The following is an 18,276-nucleotide window of genomic DNA, read 5'->3' as shown; positions in this document are numbered from 1 at the left end:
GCCCCGGCCCCCGCACCGGGCTTCGCGCCCCCGCCGCCCGCGCCGGCGCCTGCCGCTCCCGCGCCCGCCGCATACGTACCGCCCGTGGCGCCCGCCCAGGACGACGTGTGGGCGTACGGGCCGGTGTTCGCCCCGTACGTCGAGACCGGACGCGACAACGACGTGATCACGGTGGACGGGCTGCCGCCCGGCCCCGTCATCGTCCAGCTGGACGTGCCCCACGCGGGCTACACGGGTCTGAACGTCCTCGACAAGCGCAACAAGGAGACGGACAACCTGGTCAACAGCACCGAGGACCGCTACTTCGGCCGGGTGCTCACCACCGTCCCCGCCAGCGGCACCCTGCGGCTCCGGCTGGAGGCCGAGGGCTCGTGGCGGGTGGAGGTCGTGCCGCTCGCCTCGGCCCGGCGGCTGACCGAGCAGGAGGCGGAGTTCCGGGGCCCCGACGTGGTGCTGCACACCGGGGGCGTCGCCGACCTCGCGATCCACTACCGGGGCGACGACAACCTCATCGTCAACGTCTTCGAACTGGCCGGGCACGAGGACCCCGCCGTGCTCCCGCGCGACGAGAACGTGGTCAACGAGATCGGCCGGCGGCGCGAGAAGGTGCCGCTGCCCGAGGGCCCGCTCGTCGTCCAGTTCGAGATGGCGGACGGACCGTGGACCGCCCGCCTCAAGCGGGTGCAGCCGCGCACGGGCCCCCTCTTCCCCGGGGCCGTCCCCGCGAGCCCCTGGCAGGCGCCCGCCGCGGCACCCGACCGCAAGGGCTGGTTCCCCCGCCGCTGAGCCGGCGTCAGAGGACCGGGCCGCCGCCGACCGGCGGCGGCCCGCCGAAGACCTCCTCGCGGGCGGCCGTCAGCGCCAGGTCGAGCGCCCCCGCCAGCACCGGGTTCCCGGGCACCCCCGACAGCCGGATCCGGGCCCGGGAGTGGGCGAGGACCCGCAGCTCGCGCTCGACCAGCGCGCGCAGCGGCTCACCGCCCGCCGCGCAGAGCCGGCCCGCGAGGACGACGAGCCCGGGGTCCACGACGGTGACGATCGACGCGAGACCGGCCGCGAGCCGGGCCGCCACCCGCCCGAGCCCGGCCCGCGCCGCCTCGGCCTCCTCGCCCACGGGCGGCGCGTCCGCCCCGTACCCGGCCCGGCGCACCGCCTCCGTGACCGCCTCCGCGAAGTCCGCGCCCGGCACCCCGTGCGCGTGCAGCAGCTCCCGTACGGCGTCCCCGCCCGCCAGCTCCTGGTAGCCGTGGCGCCCGTAGGGGCCGCCGGCCTCGCGGGCGGTCGGCGCGCCGGGCAGCGGCAGATAGCCGACCTCGCCCGCGCCGCCGAAGTGGCCGCGGTGCAGCCGCCCGTCCAGGACGAGCGCCGCGCCCAGGCCCTCGTCCGCCCACAGCAGGACGAAGTCGGGGCAGCCGGCCGCCGCGTGCGTCCGCTCGGCGACCGCCGCGAGATTGACGTCGTTCTCGATCCGGACCGGCACCCCGAGCTCCGCGCCGAGCGTCCGCTCCACGTCCGGGAAGAACCAGGCCGCCATGTCCTCCTCGCTGGCGTGGGCGAGCCGGCCGGTCGTCGGGTCCACCGCGCCCTGCACCCCGACCACCACCCGCCTCGGCGGCTCCGGCGTCGGCACCCGGGCCAGCGCCCCGCGCAGCGCCGCCACCAGCGCCTCCCGGCCGCCCCCGGCCGGCGCGGGCGCCTCCGCCTCGCCGAGCACCGTGCCGGTGATGTCCGCGGCCCGCACCGCGATCCACTCCGGCGTCACGTCCACGGCCGTCGCGTAGGCCGCCGCCGGATTGACCCGGTACGTCTCCGGCACCCGGCCCGGCAGCCCGGTGCGCAGCCCGTTGCCCACCACCAGACCCGCGCCTTCGAGGCGCGCCAGGACCTGCGAGGCGGTCGGCTTGGACAGGCCGGTGAGCCGGCTGATCTCGGGGCGGGTGAGCGGCCCCTGACGGAGCAGCAGATGGAGGGCGGCGCGGTCGTTGACCGCCCGTACGAGTCCGGGGGTGCCGCGCACGAGCTCGGTCAACTGCCCTCCGCACGCGGGTCGGCCTGGTTCGGGCGGCCAGCCTACAGCGCGGTCCCCGGCCGGTGGGCCGGTCCGGCGGCCGGGGGAGCGGTGGCCCGTTCGGAGGACGCCGCGGCCCGCCGCGTGTCCCCCGGCGGAACGTTCCGTTGTGAGGGTGTGACCTCACCTCGACGCATCTCCTCGGTCCTCGCCGTCGCCGCCGCGTTCTCCTGCCTCGGCGGTGCCGCCACACAGGCCGTCGCGGCCCCCGCGAGCCCGCTCGGACCGCCGATCAGCCCCATCGCCGAACTCGACAACCTCGCCACCACCGGCATGACGGAGGAGGCCCGCGCCACCTACCCCGGCGTCGGCGAGCAGCTCGGCGGGCTGAGCCGGATCAACGAACTCCACCAGCTCCACCAGCTCACCGACCAGGCCGCGCCGGTCACCGGGCTGCTCCCCGAGATCTCCACCTGACGTCACCTCCACCGCACTCCGCAGGACTCCGGCGCCCGGACGGCCGCAGCACGACCGTCCGGGCGCCGGCCCGTGCCCGGACGGACCCGGCGCGGGCGGCGTGCCTCAGCGCAGGTCGAAGCGGTCCAGCTCCATCACCTTCGACCAGGCGGCGACGAAGTCGCGGACGAACTTCGCGCCCGCGTCCCGGGCGGCGTACACCTCCGACAGGGCCCGCAGCTGGGCGTGGGAGCCGAAGACCAGGTCCACGGCGGTGCCCGTCCACCTCAGCTCGCCGGTGGCCCGGTCCCGGCCCTCGTAGACGTTCTCGTCGGACTCCGAGACCTTCCACTCCGTCCCCATGTCCAGCACGTTGACGAAGAAGTCGGTGGTCAGGCTGCCCGGACGGTCGGTGAACACGCCGTGGCGCACCCCGCCGTGCCCGGTGTCGAGCGCCCGCATGCCGCCGATCAGCGCCGTCATCTCCGGAGCCGTCAGCGTCAGCATGGCGGCCCGGTCGAGCAGCAGCGTCTCCGGCGACAGCTTCTCGCCCGGCCGCACGTAGTTGCGGAAGCCGTCGGCGCGCGGTTCGAGGACCGCGAACGACTCCACGTCGGTCTGCTCCTGGGAGGCGTCCGTGCGACCGGGCGCGAACGGCACGGTCACCGGGTGCCCGGCGTCCGTCGCGGCCCGCTCGACCGCCGCGCAGCCGCCCAGCACGATCAGGTCGGCCAGCGAGATCCGGGTGTCGTCGCTCCGGCCGGCCGCGAACTCCCGCTGGATCGTCTCCAGGGTGCTGAGCGTCTCGGCCACCTCCGGCAGGTCGTTGACCGCCCAGTCCTTCTGCGGCGCGAGCCGGATCCGCGCCCCGTTGGCGCCGCCCCGCTTGTCGGTGCCCCGGAAGCTCGCCGCCGACGCCCAGGCGGTGGTGACCAGCTGGGGCACGCTCAGCCCCGAGGAGAGGATCCGCTCCTTGAGGGCGGCGATGTCCTCGTCCGAGACCAGCCCGTGGTCGACCGGCGGCACCGGGTCCTGCCACAGCTGCGGCTCCGGGATCCACGGGCCGAGGTACCGCGACAGCGGCCCCATGTCGCGGTGCAGCAGCTTGTACCAGGCTTTGGCGTACGCCTCCGCGAGCTGCTCCGGGTTCTCGTGGAAGCGGCGGGCGATCGGCTCGTACACCGGGTCCATCCGCAGCGACAGATCGGTCGTCAGCATCATCGGCGCGTGCCGCTTCGACGGGTCGTGCGCGTCCGGGACGGTGTCCTGGGCGGCCGGGTCGGTGGGCTTCCACTGCTGCGCGCCGGCGGGGCTGGTGGTCAGCTCCCACTCGTACCGGAAGAGGTTGTCGAGGTAGCCGTTGTCCCACCGGGTCGGCTGGTTCGTCCAGGCGCCCTCCAGACCGCTGGTGAGGGCGTCGCCGCCGACGCCCGTGCCGGACGCGTTCTTCCAGCCGAGGCCCATCTGCTCGATCGGCGCCGCCTCCGGCTCCGGGCCGATGAACTCGGGGCTCACGGCCCCGTGGCACTTGCCGAAGGTGTGGCCGCCGACGATGAGCGCGACGGTCTCCTCGTCGTTCATCGCCATCCGGCCGAAGGTCTCCCGGATGTCGCGGGCGGCGGCCAGCGGGTCGGGGTTCCCGTTCGGGCCCTCCGGGTTGACGTAGATGAGGCCCATCTGGACCGCCCCGAGCGGCCCCGTCAGCTCCCGGTCGCCGGCGTAGCGCTCGTCGCCCAGCCAGGTGTCCTCGGGGCCCCAGAAGATCTCCTCCGGCTCCCAGATGTCCTCGCGGCCGAATCCGAAACCGAAGGTCCTGAATCCCATGGATTCCATCGCGCAGTTACCGGCGAAGACCAGAAGATCGGCCCAGGAGATCTTCTGTCCGTACTTCTGCTTGACCGGCCAGAGAAGACGGCGCGCCTTGTCCAGGCTCGCGTTGTCCGGCCAGCTGTTCAGCGGCGCGAATCGCTGCGCGCCGCTTCCGCCGCCGCCCCGGCCGTCGGCGATGCGGTAGGTGCCCGCCGCGTGCCAGCTCATCCGGATGAAGAAAGGACCGTAGTGGCCGTAGTCGGCGGGCCACCATTCCTGCGAATCCGTCATCAGGGCGATGACGTCCCGCTTCAGCGCCTCGACGTCGAGGCCCGCGAACTCCTTCGCGTAGTCGAAGTCCTTGTCGAGGGGGTCGGCCTGCGGATCGTTCCGATGGAGTACGGAGAGGTCCAGCTGGTTCGGCCACCAGTCCCGGTTGGTCCGGGGCCGGGTGTCCTTGGGGGTGGGGGAGGAGATTGCCGGGTTCTCGCTCTCGCTGCCGGTCACGTACGGCCTTCTTCCTGTGTGCTCGCTGTCTTTCCCGCCGCCGGCCGGAATTCCGCACGACGGCGCGTCCGTATGGTCGCGCACGCGCGTCCTCGCGGCCATGTGAACACGCAGGGCACGGCGGCCCGGAAGAAAGCGGACCGAAAAGGCATCACAAGGCACCGGGCGGTTCCGGGCCTTTCCGCCGGACGTCGAGCGTGGCGCAGTGGAAGGAGCCGCCGAACGGCGCGTAATGCATGAGGTCGCAGGGGACCGGCTCGAATCCCCAGCTTTCCAGGGCGCGCAGGGTCCGCGTGTGGTGCCGTTCCGCGACGACCCTCGTCTCGTCCAGCATCAGCACGTTCATGCTCAGCCAGGTGCCGCACATCGACGTGAGCCGCAGCAGCCGTTCCGGCAGGGGGTCGGGCTCGGGCGCCGTCAGGATCTCCCAGGAGTCCAGCACCGGCGGCAGCCGGTCGGGGTCGACGTACTCCGGGTTCACCAGGGCACGGCCCGGGGCGAGCGGCAGGAACGTGGTGTCGATGTGCATCGGGGTCCGGCAGCGGCTCTCGATCTCGTGGATGCGGTACTCCGGACCCAGGTGCCGGCGCAGCCAGTCGATGCCCATGCGGTTGGTGACGTTGCTGCGCGTCACGAACAGGTCCCGTCCCGCCCGGACGAAGTCGGCGGCGTCGAACACCGGCTCGAACTCCGTCACCAGGTGACGCACCGGCTCGTCGGGCCCGGGCACCCGGTACGACGGGTCGAAGAGCTCGTCCGTCAGCTGCGGCCGGGGCGCCGCCGTCCAGCGGGCCCCGCGGCGGAAGTACTCCTTCAACAGCCTGCGGTACGCGTGCGTCTCGAAGTACCGGCAGGGCCACGCCATGGGGGTCTCGATGATCTCGTCGCCGACGACGAGCAGGCCGTCCCGGGGGCAGGCGCTGCTGAAGCCGCGGGAGGACCACTCCGGGGTGGCGAACCGCCGCCGGTGGGGGACGGGGTCCGGCCGCCGGACCGTCACCCCGAGGGACTCCAGGAGGGCGACGAAGCCCTCGACCTCCTCCTCGGCCCTCCCGACGAGCGCCCGCGGGTAGCGGAACCCGGCGGCGGCACCCTGGAGCCGGGCCGCCCACGGCGGGAGGTTGCACTGGACCGCCGGATGGCGGGAGGGGATCGTGGCGCCGTCGACCCGGCCCACCACGACCTCCTCCAGGGGATCCCACTCGGTGTACGAGCGGACCGGCGAGCCCTCGACGGTGCCGGCGGGGGAGACCGTCGGCGGGGTGGCCGGCGGTCCGGGCGGGGGAAGTTCCCTGGAGCGGATCCGGAAGGGCGTCACGGCTGCCTCCTGGGGGCGGCGGCGCGGCATCGGGTGCCGGGCGCACAGCGCGGCTGCCCCGGAACGGCCCGCCGCATGCCTGCCGGGGCCGGTCCCGTGTTGAGGGCCAGGGCAAGCGTTCCTACGCTGGGTCGGGAGAGACAGGAGGGCGCCGATGGCCGCCGTCGCCGTGCACCGCGCCGTCCTCGGCGACGGGCGCCCGACGCTCCCCTACGCGGAGGCCGGGCGTCCAGGGAGCGGGCCGCCGCTCGTCCTCGTCCACGGCTACGCCGACTCCTGGTGGACCTTCGAGCCGATGCTGCGGGCCATGCCGTCCGCCCTGCACGCCTACGCGCCGACCCAGCGCGGCCACGGCGACGCGGACAAGCCGGCGGAGGGGTACCTCCCGGAGGACTTCGCCGACGACCTCGTCGCCTTCCTCGACCACCTCGGCATCGAGCGGGCCGTCCTCGTCGGCGGCTCCAGCGGCGGGGTCCAGGCCCGGATCGTCGCCGGCCGGCGGCCCGACCGGGTCGCCGGGCTCGTCCTCCTCGGCGTCCCGGCCCTGCTCGCGGACAAGCCCGGCGTCACCGGCCTGTGGGAGACCGTCCAGGCCCTGCGGGACCCGGTGGACCGCGCCTTCGCCGCCGAGTTCACCCGCGGGCTCGCCGGCCGGGTGGCGCCCGGCTTCCTGGAGACCATCGTCGACGAGAGCCTGAAGGCCCCGGCCCGGGTCTGGCGCGAGGTCCTGCGCGGACTCCTGGAGACCGACCTCGCGGCCACGCTCACCGGGATCCTCGTCCCGACCCTCGTCGTCTGGGGCGACCGCGACCCGGTGCTCACCCGTTCGGACCAGCAGCTGATCCTCGACGCGATCCCCGACTCCCGGTTCCTCGTCCACGAGGGCGCCGGGCACGTCGTGTACTGGGAGGACCCGGACCGGGTCGTGCGCGAGCTCGCCGCCTTCACCGCCGCGCTGCGCGGCTGAGCCCCGCGGCCCGCGCCCCCCGCACGCGGCCCGTCCGCTCCCGGGTCGCCCGGAAAATCCGTGGACCGCCCGGTCCGTCCTCCGCCACACTCCGTCACCGTATGTGTCGGAACGACGACGGAAGGTCGTGATGGGAACGTCAGAACAACGCGGCGGCGGGCCGGGCGAAGGCCCCGTCCGCCTCGCGCTCCGCCATTACGGGGGAGAACTGCTGCGGCTGCGACGGGTGGCCGTGCCCGCGCTGCTGCTCCCGGCCCTCGGGAACATCGGCATCAACTACCTCGCGCCCCTCGTGGTCGCCAAGCTCGTCGGCCGGGTCGCCGACGGCGGCCCCACCACCCTCGACTCGGTCCTGCCCTACGCCCTCGCCTTCGCCGCCGTGCTGCTCCTCGGCGAGGCGCTGTGGCGGGTCGGACTCCACTGCCTCAACCGGCTCGACGCCCGCGGCATCGAGCACCTCTACGTCGTCGGCATGGACGAACTCTTCGCCAAGGACGCGGCGTTCTTCCACGACAACTTCGCGGGCTCCCTCACCAAGCGGGTCATCAGCTTCGCCTCCCGCTTCGAGGACTTCGTCGACACCCTGACCTTCCAGATCATGGGCAGCCTCGTCCCGCTCCTGTTCGCCTCGGTCGTGCTGTGGCAGTACGACCCGCTGCTCGTCGTCGGCCTGCTGGTCATGATCGCGCTCACCGCCGTGTGCGTGGTGCCGCTGATCCGCCGCCGGCAGGTCATCGTCGCCGAGCGCGAGGAGGCTATCGCCCGGGTGTCGGGGCACGTCGCCGACGTGCTGATGAACATGGACACCGTCCGCTCCTTCGCCGCCGAGGAGCGGGAGGCCGTCGAACACCGGTCCCGCGTCGCGGAGTCGCGCCGGATCACCCTGCGCTCCTGGGACTACGGCAACCTGCGCATCGACACCCTCGTCGCGCCGCTCTCCGTCGTCACCAACGTCCTCGGGCTGGTGCTCGCCCTGATGCTCGGGGCGGGGGAGCAAGGCGTGGAGGCGATCATCGTGGCGTTCACGTACTACGCCAACGCCACCCGCATCATGTTCGAGTTCAACCAGATCTACCGGCGGCTGGAGAGCTCCATGACGGAGGCCGCCCAGTTCACCGAACTCCTCCTCGAACCGCCGACCGTCGTGGACCCGCCCGCCCCCGAGCCGCTCGCCGGCCCGGCCGGACACGTCCGCTTCGAGGGAGTGCACTTCGCCCACCGGGGCGCGAAGCCGCTGTTCGAGGGGCTCGACCTGGACGTGCCCGGCGGCACCAAGGTCGGCTTCGTCGGCCGCTCCGGCGGCGGCAAGACCACCCTCACCCGGCTGCTGCTGCGGATGACCGACGTCGACGGCGGCCGGATCCTGATCGGCGGTCAGGACATCAGCCGCATGCGCCAGTCCGACCTCCGCGGCCTCATCGCCTCCGTACCGCAGGATCCGGCGATGTTCCACCGCACCCTCAGGGAGAACATCGCCTTCGCGCGCCCCGGGGCCACCGACGCCGAGATCCGCCGGGCCGCCGAGGCCGCCCACGTCACCGAGTTCGCCGACGCGCTGCCCGACGGCTTCGACACCCTGGTCGGGGAGCGCGGGGTGAAGCTCTCCGGCGGGCAGCGGCAGCGCGTCGCGCTCGCCCGGGCGATCCTCCGCGACGCGCCGATCCTCCTCCTCGACGAGGCGACCAGCGCCCTCGACTCCGAGAGCGAACTCCTCGTCCAGGACGCGCTGTGGCGCCTCATGGAGGGCCGGACCGCGCTCGTCGTGGCCCACCGGCTCTCCACCGTCGCCGGCATGGACCGGCTCGTCGTCCTCGACCGCGGCCGGATCGTCGAGCAGGGCGACCACCACGAACTCCTCGCCGCCGACGGCGCGTACGCCAAGCTCTGGCAGCACCAGTCGGGCGGCTTCCTCGACGACACCCCGACCGGCCGGACCGGACCGGAGGCCACCGTGTCCCACTGACCCGCGGACCCGCCCCGACCAGCGGGTTCGCCCGCCCCGCCGGTCCGGTGGCTGCGGGCGGTGCGGGTGCGGACACGGTCCGCGTCTGCCAGCCTGGTGCTTGCGTGCCGGCACAACGCCTTGACGGAAACCGTCCGTCCCGCCGCCTCCGGGCGGTGGGACGGCGTACGACGGAAGGAGGCGGTCATGCTCATCGGCCACGCCTTCGAGGAAGGCGTCCTGCACCTGTCGCTCCCCGGCGACCTCGCCCACACCAGCCGCTCCGCGGCCGACCTGGAGGCCCAGGCACTGGCCCACGCCCACCGGCCCCGGCACGTCCGGGTCCAGCTCTCCACCGCCGACCCCACCCCCGCCTCGCTCAGCGTGCTGTCCAAGGTGCGCCGCTTCTGCGAGAACGTCCGGATACCCCTCACCGTCGTCGGCCCCGTCACGGTCGCCGCGACACCCCTCCAGGAGTGACCCGAGCCCCCGGCGGCCCGCCGCCGGGGGCTCTCCGCCGCCCGCCGGCCGGAACCCGTTTACGAACCGGCGCCCCCGGCAAGGCGCCGCGCATGACGAACTTCGGCTACACGATGATGACCGAGCAGGCGGGCCCGCGTGAGCTGGTCGACCACGTGGTCGAGGCCGAACGCGTCGGTTTCGACTTCTCCGTGATCTCCGACCACTCCTTCCCCTGGCTCGATGCCCAGGGACACGCCCCGTACGCGTGGAGCGTGCTCGGCGCCGCGGCCCAGGCCACCTCCCGCATCCCGCTGATGACCTTCGTGACCTGCCCGACCTTCCGCTACCACCCGGCCGTCGTCGCGCAGAAGGCGGCGACGCTCCAGCTCCTCTCCGAGGGCCGCTTCCGGCTGGGCCTCGGCTCCGGCGAGAACCTCAACGAGCACGTCACCGGCACGGGCTGGCCCACCGCCCGCGTCCGCCTGGAGCGCCTGGAGGAGGCCGTGGACATCATCCGCGCCCTCTTCACCGGGGAGTACGTGAACCACCACGGGCGGCACTTCGACGTGACCGCCGCCCGCCTCTGGGACCTGCCCGACCGGCCGCCGCCGATCGGCATCGCCGCCTCCGGCCCCCGCTCCAGCGCGCTCGCCGGCCGCCGCGCCGACCTCCTCGTCGCCGTCGAACCGCGCCGGGAGCTGACCGAGGACTTCGACCGCCACGGCGGCGCGGGCAAGCCCAGGATCGGACAGCTCGCCCTCTGCTACGACACCGACCGCGACGCCGCCGTCGCCCGCGCGTACGAGCAGTTCCGCTGGGCGCTCGGCGGCTGGCGGGTCAACCCCGAGCTGCCGCTGCCGGCGAGCTTCGCCCAGGCGTCCGCCCACATCGAACCCGAGGACGTGGCCGAAGCGATCCCCTGCGGCGACGACCCCGGCGCGGTGGTGAAGGCCGCCGACGCCTACCGCGAGGCAGGCTTCACCGACCTCGCGCTCGTCCAGATCGGCGGCGCCCACCAGGGCCCCTTCCTGGAATGGGCCCGCACCACCCTGCTGCCCGCCCTGCGGGGCGACGCCGTGTGACACGCCCCCGGGATGCGGGTCGCCGGGCGCTGCCGTTGACTGGGGCCGACGACCGCATGCGAGCCGAGGGAGACCACGACATGACCGGACGCTGGGTACGGGGCGCCGCCGGCGGCCTGCTGGCGGGAGCCGTCCTGATGGGCACGGCGGCCTGCTCGGACGAGGTCGACAACCCCGTCTCGGGGGCGGTCAGCGAGGCCGCCTCCGCGGTCGAGTCCGCCGCCGAGGGACTCTCGGACGCCGCCCGGAAGGCCGCCGACCAGGCCAAGCAGCAGCTGTCCGAGGTCAAGGACGGCGTCGACGCCAAGGACGCGGTGACGCTCGGCGACCCCGGCACCGACGCCGACGGCCGCACCACCGTCCCGGTCACCGTGAACAACACCGACGACAAGACCCGCTCGTTCGCGGTGCAGGTGGAGTTCAAGGACGGCGACGGCAAGCTGGTCGACACGGTCGTCGTCACCATCTCCGACGTGCCGGCCGGCAAACCGGGCGACGGCACCGCCCGCAGCACCCACAAGCTCTCCGGCACCGTCACCGCCTCGGTCCCCACCGCCCTGCGCTACTGACCCGGCGGGGAGCCGCGCCGTCGCGCCCCGAAAACCGGTACCGTCCCGGCCGCCGAGCGCCGAGACTCCTGTCATGACCGACATGGACGCCTTCCGGGCCGAGGTCGCCGCCTGGGCGGCCGGCGGACCCGGCGACGCCGCGCGCGACCTCGCCGCCCGCCTCCCCGTCCGCACCGTGGTGCTCCTCGAAGGCCGCAGCGACGTCGCGGCCGTCGAGGCGCTGGCCGAACGCCGCGGCCGTGACCTCGCCGCCGAGGGCGTCTGCGTGCTGTCCATGAACGGGGCCACCAACGCCGCCCGCCACGCCCGCCTGCTCGGCCCGTCCGGCCTCGGGCTGCGCCTCACCGGCCTCTGCGACGACGCCGAACGCTCCCACTACGCGCGCGGCCTGGCCGCCGCCGGGGCCGACCCGGACGCCTTCTTCGTCTGCGTCGCCGACCTGGAGGACGAGCTGATCCGCGCCCTCGGCGTGGACCGGGTCGGCGAGCTGGTCGACGCCGAGGGCGAGGGGCGTGCCCTGCGCACCTTCCTGAACCAGCCCGCCCAGCGCGACCGCAGCCCGCTGCTGCGGATGCGCCGCTTCCTCGGCACCACCTCGGGCCGGAAGATCCGCTACGGACGCGTGCTGGTCGAGGCCCTCGACCTCGCCCGCGTACCGGCCCCGCTGGACGGCCTGCTGGCCTCCCTCTGAGCGGTGGGCGCCCGGAGGGTCAGCCGGCCGGCGCCAGGGCTTCGAGGGCCCGGTCGAGCGCGGCGAGCAGGGGTGGGGCCTCGTCGGGCGAGTACAGCAGGCGCAGCGCCAGGCCGTCGGAGACGGCGATGAGGGCGTCGGCGGCCGGCCCGGGCAGCGGGCTGCCGGCGTCGGCGAGCCGGTGGGTGAGGGCGTCGCGGAGCGCCTGGTCGACGCGCTGCCGGACCTCGGCCAGCCGGGGGTGGTGCGCGGCGTGGACCGCGAAGGCCAGCTGCGCGGCCGCCTCGGCGCGGCGCTCCTGGTCCAGTGGCAGGGTGGCCAGGATCAGTTCGCGCAGCGCCGACCGCAGCGGCAGCGCCGGGTCGACCGTGCCCATCCGCCGCTCGATCCGCTCCCCGGCCAGCTCGGAGGCGAACAGGAGCAGCTCCTCCTTGCTGCGGAAGTACTTCTGGACCGCGCCGGGGGAGCGGCCGCTCGCCGCCGCCACCGTCCGCACGCTCACCTGGTCGAGCCCTTCCTCGCCGGCCAGGCGCAGCAGGGCCGCGCCGATCTGGCGGCGCTGTTCCGACCGGTCGACGGTCCTGGGCATCGTCACGCTCCGCACTTTAGGATACGGTCGTATTCTAACGAATGGGGGAGCACATGGACCACCAGCCCGACCGCCCCGCCGACCCGCTGCGGAAGCGGGACGCCGCCCCGGAGAAACGCGGTCCGGAGTCGCGCCCCTCCGAACGGCGCGTCTCCGACCGGGAGCGCGACGCCGCCGTCGACATCCTCGCCGCCGCCCTCGCCGAGGGACGGCTCCAGCCGCACGAGCACGCCGCCCGCGTCGAGGCCGCCCTGCGCGCCCGTACCGCCGGCGAACTCGAGGTCCTCACCGCCGACCTGCCCGCACCCGTGCCCGGCCGCGAGGAGCGCGAGCGCGAGGAGCGCGCCGAGTGGTACGCGGAGTGGCGCCACTGGCTGGGCGGCCTCCTGGTCATGACCGTGATCTGGGGGGTCAGCTGCGTCAGCGACGGCGAGCTGAGGTTCTACTGGCCGGTGACCCCGCTCGCCATCTGGGCGGCGGTCCTCGGCGCCGCGGCCCTGCGGCCACGGGACGGGAAGGGTGACGACACCGTCTGACACGCCGGGGAGGACGCGTCGAGCCCCGGTCTTCGGGGTAAACAGAGACCGAACGCCTCCTCTCCCGAACGGACTTGTGTGCGTTGAGCATGCCACTCGGATCCCGTGTGCCAGGCAGGACCTGGACGATTCGCCTCACCGGCCACCACGACCACTCGGCGCGGGTCAGCTGCACCACCGCGGGCTGCCGCATGCCGGACCGCTCCAAGGACGTGCGCGCGCTGCGCGCCTTCGCCGCCGAGCACGTGCGGGCCCACGCCCGGCTGGCGACCCCGCGGCCGAACGCCTCGTGCGCCTGCGGCGGAGCCGGCTGCCGCCACCACCAGGCCCGGGCCCTGTGCTCCGGCCGCACCCTGCTCGTCCTCATCCACAACCCGGCCGTCGGCGAGGTCTGGACGCTCGCCGAGATCTGCGAGGCGTGCGCCCCGCTGATCACCCACGCCCGGATCGTGGCGCGGGCGGCGAGCCCCGCCGAGACCCGGAGACCGGAGCGCGTGCCCGAGCCGCGGACCGCGGCCCAGGCCGCCTCCGGTCCGGCCGTCCCGGTGCTGTTCTCCTCGCCGGAGGCCGCCGGCGGCGCCACCGACTCCGAAGGCCCCCGCCAGGGCCGCCGCCCCCGCCGGGGCGGCCGCGGGAACCGTACGGGCGGCGGACGGTACTGACCCCGTCCCCCTCCCGGCCTACCCCTGCCGGGGGACGAACGCCGGGCGCAGCGACGGGTCGACCGGGTCGTAGTAGCGGTGGAAGACCGGCGTGGCCGCGCCCGACAGGGGCGGGACGATCCAGCTCCAGTCGGCCGGCGTCGCCCGGCCGTGCCGCCGCTCCCGCGCGATGTGCTTCAGGAACCGCTCGGACTCGGTGTGGTGGTCCGCCATGGTCACCCCGGCCTCCTGGAAGGAGTGCAGCACCGCCACGTTCAGCTCCACCAGCGCCCGGTCCCGCCACAGCGTCCGCTCCGAGGAGCGGTCCAGGCCCAGTTTCTCCGCGACCAGCGGCAGCAGGTCGTACCGGTCCGCGTCGGCCAGGTTCCGGGCGCCTATCTCGGTGCCCATGTACCAGCCGTTGAACGGCGCCGCCGGATACCGCACCCCGCCGATCTCCAGGACCATGTCGCTGATCGCCGGCACCGCGTACCAGCGCAGCCCGAGCCCCGCGAACCAGGCGTGCTCGGGGTGGCGCAGCGGCACCTCCCGCACGGCGCCGTCCGGCAGCTCGTACCACTCCGGGCGGGCGTCGGGCCGCTCCCGCACCATCAGCGGCAGCACCTGGAAGGGCTCCTCCTCCCGCTTCCAGCCCAGTTCGCGGGCGAGCGCCGTGGTCGCCGCCGCGCGCGGATCGCCGATCCAGCGGCCGGACGGAGTGCGGTGGCCCGCGTACCGGACCAGCTGGTCGTTGACGATCCGGGGCGCGGGGCGGCCGGGCCGGTCCGGGGCGAAGACGGTGAGGACCGGGCGGATCCGCCCGCCGTTCTCCGCCGCCCGCAGGTGCTCGGCGCAGGCGGCCGCGATGCCGTCGGCGGACGACACCCCGCGCAGGTCCCGCACGACGAGACTGCTCCAGTAGAGCCGTCCGATGCACCGGGCCGCGTTGCGCCAGGCGACCCGGGCGCCGTAGGCCAGCTCCTCGGGCGTGTGCTCGTAGGTGCCGGTACGGGCGATCTCGGCCCGCACCCGGCGGACCCGGGCGTCCGCGTCCCCCGCGCCCGGGGACTCGTCGTGGAACTGCCGGACGAACTCCTCCGCCTGCCGCCGGTCCACCCGCTCCGGCTCGCGCGGAACGGCCGGCGGCGGGACGACGGCGGGGGCCGCGGCGGCGGCCGAGTAGGGGCATGCGGCGCCGGCGGGGGCGGCCGCGCGGCGACGGATCAGACTGAAGACCAAGGTGTTTCCTCCCTGGCCCCATGACTACCGTACGGATTCGTCCGACTGTGGAGAGTGTTCGAACTTCGTCAGGAAGGACGGTCCGTCCTGCTATGGTGCCCGGCTCCGCCGGCCGGGACGCGCCTCAGACGACGGTCAGCACGGAGGCGTGGACCCGCTCCAGGACCAGCCCGCCGTCCAGCCGGACCCGCGCCGTGACGACCGGCCGCCGGTTCCGGTACGCCTCCCACGCCGGCTCCAGCGCCCGCGCCTGCTCCTCCGCCCGCTCCCGGCTCGCCGGCGGCATCTGGGCGCCGAACGCGTCGAGCAGCGAGACCAGGCGCTCGTACTCCGCCGCCTCGGGGTCCGGCCGGGACTCCTCCGGCTCGTCGACCCGCTCGACGACCCCCTCCGTCCCCGCCCCGACCAGCAGCGCCCCGGCCACCGCCGCCGGCTCCTCGGCCGGGTCGCCGGCCACCGTGACCGTCCCGGCCACCCTCAGATCGACCGCGAGGCGCACCCGCCGGCCCTGTGTGAGCGTCATCCGGCCTTCTTAGCACGACGAAGATCCTCCCCACCCGGCCGCGGGCGGACCGGGCGGCCCCGGCGCACGGCTCAGGAGGGAAGGTTCTGCTCGGCCCAGACGACCTTGCCGCCGGGGGTGCGGCAGGAGCCCCAGCGGCGGCACAGCATGTTGACCAGCTGGAGACCGCGGCCGCCCTCGTCGCTGAGGTCGGCGTGCTGGATCTGCGGCAGGTCGGGGCCGGTGTCCGACACCTCGACGACCAGCCGCTCGCCGCGCAGCAGCCGCAGCTCGCCCGGCCCGTTCCCGTACCGCAGGGCGTTGCCGACCAGCTCCGAGACGACCAGCTCGCACACGTCGGCGAGGTCGTCCAGGCCCCATTCCGCGAGCTGGCGGGTGACGAGGCGGCGGGCCTCGGAGGCGGCCCTGCCGTCGCCGGAGAGCGGCCACACCCGCAGCCCGGTCTCCGTGCCGAGCGGTACCGCCCGCGCGGTCAGCAGCACCGCCTCGTCGAACCGGCCGGGCCCCGCCGGCGCCGCCGCGATCAGCCCGCCGTCCTCCAGCGCGGCCGGCGGCAGCGCGAGCGCCGCCGTCCGCAGCCGGTCCAGCTGCTCCTCCAGGTCGGCGCCGCGCGCCTTCACCAGCCCGTCGGTGAACAGCACGAGCGCGCCGCCGTCCGGCACGGTGACCGTGACCGGGTCGTACGGGATCACCCCGGCGCCCAGCGGCGCCCCGGCCGGCAGCCCGACGAACCCGGCCCCGCCGCGCCCGTCGAGCAGCAGCGGCGGCAGATGGCCCGCACCGGCCAGCGTGACGGAGGAGTCCGCAGGGTCGTAGACCGCGCAGAGGAAGGTGGCGACCTGGTCGTCCTCCAGGTCGCGGGTGGCGAGGTCGAGCCGGGCCAGGACCCGCTCGGGCGCCATGTCCAGGGTCATCAGGGTGCGGGCGACGGCCCGGAGCCGCCCCATGGTGGCGGCGGCGGGCAGCCCCTGGCCCATCACGTCGCCCGCCATCAGCGCCGTACGGCCGCCGGGCAGCGACATCACGTCGTACCAGTCTCCGCCGACCGTGTGACGGGCCGCCGAGGGCGCGTACTCGCCGCGCACCCGCAGGCCCGGGGTGACCGGGGTGGCCCGGGGCAGCAGCGTGCGCTGGAGCGACACGACGTGCTCGCGCTCCCGGCCGTACAGCCGGGCGTTGTCGATGAAGACGGCGGCGCGCGAGGCCAGCTGCTCGGCGAGGACCAGGTCGGTGGGGGAGAAGGGCGGGCTGCCCGCGCCGCGGACGAAGTCGGCGCTGCCGAGCAGCAGCCCGCGGGCGATCAGCGGCACCGCGAGATAGCTGTGCACGCCCAGCGCGCGCATCTTCGCCGCGCCGCTCGCGGTGGGGGCGACGCGGGCGAAGTCCTCCTCGCGCATCCGGGCGACCATGACGGGCTCGCCGCGCCGCAGGCAGTACCGGTGGAGCAGGGTCTCGTGCCGCTTCTGGTCGCGCACATAGGTCTCGCCGACCGGGACGGCCTCCAGGGTGCTCATGGTGTCGACGGCGGAGAGCGCCACCGCCCGCATCGGGGGGACTCCCGTGCCGGTCCAGCGGGAGCCCTCCTCGCCGTGCAGGACGCTCTCCAGGATGTCGACGGCGGCGCCGTCGGCGAAGCCCGGGACGGTGAACTCGGCCAGCTCCCGGGCGGTGCTCTCCAGGTCCAGGGTGGTGCCGATGCGGGTGGTCGCGGCGTTGAGCCAGGCGAGCCGTTCCTCGGCGCCGGGGGCGTCGAGCGGAATCGCGCCGTCCGCGCGCCGGCGCCGGGCGCGGAGCTCCGCGGACCGGAACACGGTCGAGGTGCGCACGGGCGAGACCCTGCCGGTCAGGCGTCGTCCGCCGCTGCCGCCGCTCACTCTTCCGGCCTCCAGGGGGGATCTCGACCAGGTGTGATGCACAGTCTGCACCGGAAGCCCGTCCGGCGCACCATCCGAACGGCAGCGGAATCGCAACCGAACGGTACCTCTGTCACATCCGCCGAATGAGTGAAACCTGTTCGGGGCATGTTTCGTCCTCTCCCCCGGGAGCGCGTCGGAGGACGCGGGGCCGCATCGGGAACGCGAGGATCGGAGGGCGCATGCGCCGGATGGGCAAGTACACCGCGCACGTGGCCGTGTTGGCATCGGCGGTCGGCATCAGCCTGGCCGCGTGGGGCGCGACGGCGCTGGTGGGCGGGGACGGCGAGAGCGCCGCCGCCCCGGGCGGAGGGGCCGCGGCCCGGCCGGGGGTGCCGGCCCAGCGGAACGCGGAGCCCGCCCGGCCGGCGAAGCCCGCGGTCCGGGTGCCGGAGGGGATCGCCCACGCGGCCGAGGCGGGCGGACGGGCCGTCAACATCACCATCGACGACGGTCCCGACCCGCGGTGGACGCCGAAGATGCTCGACATCCTGAAGGAGAACGACGTCAAGGCCGTGTTCTGCATGATCGGCCCGCAGGCGAAGCAGCACCCCGACCTGGTCAAGCGCGTGGTGGCCGAGGGACACCGGCTCTGCGACCACACCATGACCCACGACACGACGATGGACCGCAAGCCCGTCGCGTACCAGAAGCAGCAGATCCTCGACGCGCGGAAGCTGATCGAGGAGGCCGCCGGCGGGGTGGAGGTGCAGTACTACCGCGCCCCGGGCGGGGCGTTCACCCCGGACAGCCGGAAGATAGCCGCGGCCGCCGGGATGCGGCCGCTGGGGTGGAACGTGGACACCAAGGACTTCGAACGGCCCGGCGCCGCCGCCATCGTGGCGACCGTCAAGAACGAGCTGTCCAACGGTCCGACCATCCTCTTCCACGACGGCGGCGGCGACCGCTCGCAGAGCGTGACGGCGCTGCGGGAGGTGCTGCCGTGGCTGAAGGAGCAGGGCCGCACCTTCAGCTTCCCGGTCCGCACGGCCCCCGACACCCCCTGAGCGCCGGGGCCGCGCGC

17 protein-coding genes and 1 pseudogene are annotated in these 18,276 nt (G+C 74.8%); 11 read left to right on the top strand and 7 right to left on the bottom strand.

The features are described from left to right. Positions 1-786, top strand: a pseudogene (locus IF73_RS0126630) (resistance protein); the annotation flags it as partial. A gap of 7 nt (positions 787-793) precedes the next feature. On the opposite strand, the gene IF73_RS0126625 reads toward IF73_RS0126630, so the two are convergent. Continuing rightward, positions 794-2,029 (bottom strand): ROK family transcriptional regulator, encoded by a 1,236-nt coding sequence (locus IF73_RS0126625; protein ID WP_051717331.1) that lies wholly within the window; start codon positions 2,027-2,029, stop codon positions 794-796. Positions 2,030-2,185: 156 nt separating this feature from the next. Here IF73_RS0126625 and IF73_RS0126620 point away from each other — a divergent pair, with 156 nt between their 5' ends. After that, positions 2,186-2,485, top strand: coding sequence for a hypothetical protein (locus tag IF73_RS0126620; RefSeq protein ID WP_031012419.1), 300 nt, complete (start codon positions 2,186-2,188; stop codon positions 2,483-2,485). A gap of 105 nt (positions 2,486-2,590) precedes the next feature. Here the strand turns inward: IF73_RS0126620 and katG are convergent, their stop codons facing one another. Next, positions 2,591-4,780 (bottom strand): catalase/peroxidase HPI, encoded by a 2,190-nt coding sequence (gene katG, locus IF73_RS0126615; protein ID WP_031012417.1) that lies wholly within the window; start codon positions 4,778-4,780, stop codon positions 2,591-2,593. 151 nt (positions 4,781-4,931) lie between these two features. After that, on the bottom strand, positions 4,932-5,972 hold the full coding sequence (locus IF73_RS0126610; protein WP_078868274.1) for an amidinotransferase: 1,041 nt from the start codon (positions 5,970-5,972) through the stop codon (positions 4,932-4,934). A gap of 280 nt (positions 5,973-6,252) precedes the next feature. Between IF73_RS0126610 and IF73_RS0126605 the strand changes: the two genes are divergently transcribed. From IF73_RS0126605 to IF73_RS0126580, 6 genes are all read left to right on the top strand, one after another. Beyond that, on the top strand, positions 6,253-7,065 hold the full coding sequence (locus IF73_RS0126605) for an alpha/beta fold hydrolase (protein ID WP_031012414.1): 813 nt from the start codon (positions 6,253-6,255) through the stop codon (positions 7,063-7,065). 130 nt (positions 7,066-7,195) lie between these two features. After that, a complete protein-coding gene (locus tag IF73_RS0126600; protein WP_078868271.1) occupies positions 7,196-9,028 on the top strand; it encodes an ABC transporter ATP-binding protein in 1,833 nt (610 codons plus the stop codon). A 186-nt stretch (positions 9,029-9,214) separates the two neighbouring features. After that, complete coding sequence (locus IF73_RS0126595) at positions 9,215-9,487, top strand: hypothetical protein (protein ID WP_031012408.1); 273 nt, start codon at positions 9,215-9,217, stop codon at positions 9,485-9,487. Between the two features lie 92 nt (positions 9,488-9,579). Then, a complete protein-coding gene (locus IF73_RS0126590; RefSeq protein ID WP_031012406.1) occupies positions 9,580-10,551 on the top strand; it encodes a TIGR03557 family F420-dependent LLM class oxidoreductase in 972 nt (323 codons plus the stop codon). An 80-nt stretch (positions 10,552-10,631) separates the two neighbouring features. Next, positions 10,632-11,120 (top strand): hypothetical protein, encoded by a 489-nt coding sequence (locus IF73_RS0126585; RefSeq protein ID WP_031012404.1) that lies wholly within the window; start codon positions 10,632-10,634, stop codon positions 11,118-11,120. Between the two features lie 73 nt (positions 11,121-11,193). Continuing rightward, entirely contained in the window at positions 11,194-11,811 is a 618-nt protein-coding gene (locus IF73_RS0126580) for a TOPRIM nucleotidyl transferase/hydrolase domain-containing protein (protein ID WP_031012402.1), read from the top strand. Positions 11,812-11,830: 19 nt separating this feature from the next. Here IF73_RS0126580 and IF73_RS0126575 read toward each other — a convergent pair whose 3' ends face one another. After that, on the bottom strand, positions 11,831-12,400 hold the full coding sequence (locus IF73_RS0126575) for a TetR/AcrR family transcriptional regulator (protein WP_031012400.1): 570 nt from the start codon (positions 12,398-12,400) through the stop codon (positions 11,831-11,833). A gap of 53 nt (positions 12,401-12,453) precedes the next feature. Between IF73_RS0126575 and IF73_RS0126570 the strand changes: the two genes are divergently transcribed. Both IF73_RS0126570 and IF73_RS0126565 read left to right on the top strand, forming a co-directional pair. Next, a complete protein-coding gene (locus IF73_RS0126570) occupies positions 12,454-12,936 on the top strand; it encodes a DUF1707 SHOCT-like domain-containing protein (protein ID WP_051717329.1) in 483 nt (160 codons plus the stop codon). A gap of 107 nt (positions 12,937-13,043) precedes the next feature. Next, positions 13,044-13,598: a hypothetical protein gene (locus IF73_RS0126565; protein WP_234338348.1), complete on the top strand. Its 555-nt coding sequence runs from the start codon at positions 13,044-13,046 to the stop codon at positions 13,596-13,598. 18 nt (positions 13,599-13,616) lie between these two features. Here the strand turns inward: IF73_RS0126565 and IF73_RS0126560 are convergent, their stop codons facing one another. The 3 genes from IF73_RS0126560 to IF73_RS0126550 all read right to left on the bottom strand — a co-directional run bounded on the left by IF73_RS0126560 (position 13,617) and on the right by IF73_RS0126550 (position 17,213). Beyond that, positions 13,617-14,816 (bottom strand): nitric oxide synthase oxygenase, encoded by a 1,200-nt coding sequence (locus tag IF73_RS0126560; protein ID WP_031012394.1) that lies wholly within the window; start codon positions 14,814-14,816, stop codon positions 13,617-13,619. A 124-nt stretch (positions 14,817-14,940) separates the two neighbouring features. Continuing rightward, positions 14,941-15,339: a hypothetical protein gene (locus IF73_RS41205; RefSeq protein ID WP_031012392.1), complete on the bottom strand. Its 399-nt coding sequence runs from the start codon at positions 15,337-15,339 to the stop codon at positions 14,941-14,943. 71 nt (positions 15,340-15,410) lie between these two features. Continuing rightward, entirely contained in the window at positions 15,411-17,213 is a 1,803-nt protein-coding gene (locus IF73_RS0126550) for an ATP-binding SpoIIE family protein phosphatase (protein WP_037880519.1), read from the bottom strand. 221 nt (positions 17,214-17,434) lie between these two features. On the opposite strand from IF73_RS0126550, the gene IF73_RS0126545 reads away from it, so the two are divergent. Next, positions 17,435-18,259, top strand: coding sequence for a polysaccharide deacetylase family protein (locus IF73_RS0126545; RefSeq protein WP_037880516.1), 825 nt, complete (start codon positions 17,435-17,437; stop codon positions 18,257-18,259). Positions 18,260-18,276: the final 17 nt, after the last annotated feature.

It is taken from the genome of Streptomyces sp. NRRL F-5727 (assembly GCF_000719555.1).
In the GTDB taxonomy this organism is placed as follows: Bacteria; Actinomycetota; Actinomycetes; order Streptomycetales; family Streptomycetaceae; genus Streptomyces.
Note: the sequence above shows the minus strand (reverse complement) of the source record. Positions and strands in the feature narration are given on the sequence as shown.

Coding starts and splice junctions, on each gene's coding strand:
- IF73_RS0126605 (WP_031012414.1), top strand. CDS start 6,253: ATGGCCGCCGTCGCCGTGCACCGCGCCGTCCTCGGCGACGGGCGCCCG.
- IF73_RS0126600 (WP_078868271.1), top strand. CDS start 7,196: ATGGGAACGTCAGAACAACGCGGCGGCGGGCCGGGCGAAGGCCCCGTC.
- IF73_RS0126595 (WP_031012408.1), top strand. CDS start 9,215: ATGCTCATCGGCCACGCCTTCGAGGAAGGCGTCCTGCACCTGTCGCTC.
- IF73_RS0126590 (WP_031012406.1), top strand. CDS start 9,580: ATGACGAACTTCGGCTACACGATGATGACCGAGCAGGCGGGCCCGCGT.
- IF73_RS0126585 (WP_031012404.1), top strand. CDS start 10,632: ATGACCGGACGCTGGGTACGGGGCGCCGCCGGCGGCCTGCTGGCGGGA.
- IF73_RS0126580 (WP_031012402.1), top strand. CDS start 11,194: ATGACCGACATGGACGCCTTCCGGGCCGAGGTCGCCGCCTGGGCGGCC.
- IF73_RS0126575 (WP_031012400.1), bottom strand. CDS start 12,400: ATGCCCAGGACCGTCGACCGGTCGGAACAGCGCCGCCAGATCGGCGCG.
- IF73_RS0126570 (WP_051717329.1), top strand. CDS start 12,454: ATGGACCACCAGCCCGACCGCCCCGCCGACCCGCTGCGGAAGCGGGAC.
- IF73_RS41205 (WP_031012392.1), bottom strand. CDS start 15,339: ATGACGCTCACACAGGGCCGGCGGGTGCGCCTCGCGGTCGATCTGAGG.
- IF73_RS0126545 (WP_037880516.1), top strand. CDS start 17,435: ATGCGCCGGATGGGCAAGTACACCGCGCACGTGGCCGTGTTGGCATCG.